A 1,395-nucleotide genomic window follows, 5' to 3' on the forward strand; every position below is an offset into this window, starting at 1 on the left:
CCGACAGCGCCTTCAAGGAGGGCGAGCATGCCGCGTGATCCCGCCCAGCGTCACCAGATCAAACAGGAGCCCGTCATGACGAAACTCACTGACACCCAGACCATCATCCTGAGCGCCGGGGCCCAGCGCCCCGACAACATCGCCCTGCCGCTACCCAAAGGGCTGCACGGTGCAGCGGCGAAGATGGCCGTCACCAAAATGATCGCACATGGCTGGCTGCAGGAGGTCGACGCCAACCTGCGGCGCGGCGAGCCGCTCTGGCGTGAGACTGGCGATGGCCATGGCACCACGTTGATCGTCACCGACGCCGGGCTGCTGGCCATCGGGATCGCGCCGGTGGTGGTGAAAGCCGTGGTCGCCATCCGCGAACATGCCGCAAAGACGCTTGCATCAACGGAGACCGCTGCCCAGCCCAAGCAGCGCGCCGGGACCAAACAGGCGATGCTGATTGAGATGTTGCGGCGGCCCGAAGGCGGCACGATGCAGGAAATCATGGCTGCAACCGGATGGTTGGCGCACACGGCGAGAGGTGCCATGTCGGGCGCCTTGGGCAAGAAGCTAGGTATTATCGTAACTTCGGCCAAGGAGGTCGACAGGGGTAGGGTGTATCGGATTGCACATACCGACTAGAATATTGCGCCAGTCTCGCGCCACGCAGCTTGCCGCACAATTCCGTTCAGTGCTCATCGCTTGCCATCGTCTGCAAGAATGCGAGATGGTATAGGTGATTTTTTTTGGAGACACCGTATGGACAAAATTCCGACGAGCGTCGTCGGCCTGCTCAGCCAGATATTTCCAGTTCGTTACACACAGGCAGAAATTGACTCTTTGTTCCTCTTCGCGGGCGCACCAGAGCCGATTCCAGACGGAAGCAAAGCGACAAAGGTCCAAGCATGGCTTCGCCAGATTAACAAACTGTCCGATGAACCATTGAGGATATTTGGCGCAATCCTCGACGATTTCATGGAAAAGGCAGTGCCAACAAACACTTTTTGGCTAAGTGCTGGCGATGATCATGCCGCAAACCTTGAGCAAGAGAAAATCAAGATAAAGGAAACCTTGGCGCGCGAAGGTTTGGCTTACGTTCGCGGCGGAAACATCGTTCGAGCTGGCACGACATCTACCCTTTCACTGGAAGAAGCTGTCAAAAAGCACGGATTGGCGTCGGTAGATGTTGAGATACAACGTGCTTTGGCTCAGATCGAAAAGGACCCGCATGCGGCTGCACGGCAAGCATCGGCCCGGGCACGTGGTGAATGACGAAGCCGATCCAGTTGTTGCCAGCCTCGGTTGCGCCGACTTGCGCGGCCTTCATGAACGTCACACGCTGCGCTGGATGGCTGGGCGACAGGGCATCCATGATCTCGCGCAGGTATGGCGTGCGTGCGGTACGGT

General features: G+C 58.5%; 2 protein-coding genes and 1 pseudogene. 2 read left to right on the forward strand and 1 reads right to left on the reverse strand.

The features are described from left to right. Window positions 1-27: 27 nt before the first annotated feature. Window positions 28-630 carry a DUF3489 domain-containing protein gene (locus tag AKU94_RS01840; RefSeq protein WP_232295651.1) on the forward strand — a complete coding sequence of 201 codons (603 nt, stop codon included), beginning with the start codon at window positions 28-30 and terminating at the stop codon, window positions 628-630. 117 nt (window positions 631-747) lie between these two features. Then, entirely contained in the window at window positions 748-1,260 is a 513-nt protein-coding gene (locus AKU94_RS19870) for a hypothetical protein (RefSeq protein ID WP_198144800.1), read from the forward strand. On the opposite strand, the pseudogene AKU94_RS18855 reads toward AKU94_RS19870, so the two are convergent. Further along, window positions 1,220-1,395 (reverse strand): annotated as a pseudogene (locus AKU94_RS18855) (phage terminase large subunit family protein); the annotation flags it as partial. The gene AKU94_RS19870 and the pseudogene AKU94_RS18855 sit on opposite strands and share 41 nt — an antisense overlap.

Origin of the sequence: Pseudorhodobacter aquimaris, from assembly GCF_001202025.1 — a bacterium.
GTDB classification, from domain to species: domain Bacteria; phylum Pseudomonadota; class Alphaproteobacteria; order Rhodobacterales; family Rhodobacteraceae; genus Pseudorhodobacter; species Pseudorhodobacter aquimaris.

Coding starts and splice junctions, on each gene's coding strand:
- AKU94_RS01840 (WP_232295651.1), top strand. CDS start 28: ATGCCGCGTGATCCCGCCCAGCGTCACCAGATCAAACAGGAGCCCGTC.
- AKU94_RS19870 (WP_198144800.1), top strand. CDS start 748: ATGGACAAAATTCCGACGAGCGTCGTCGGCCTGCTCAGCCAGATATTT.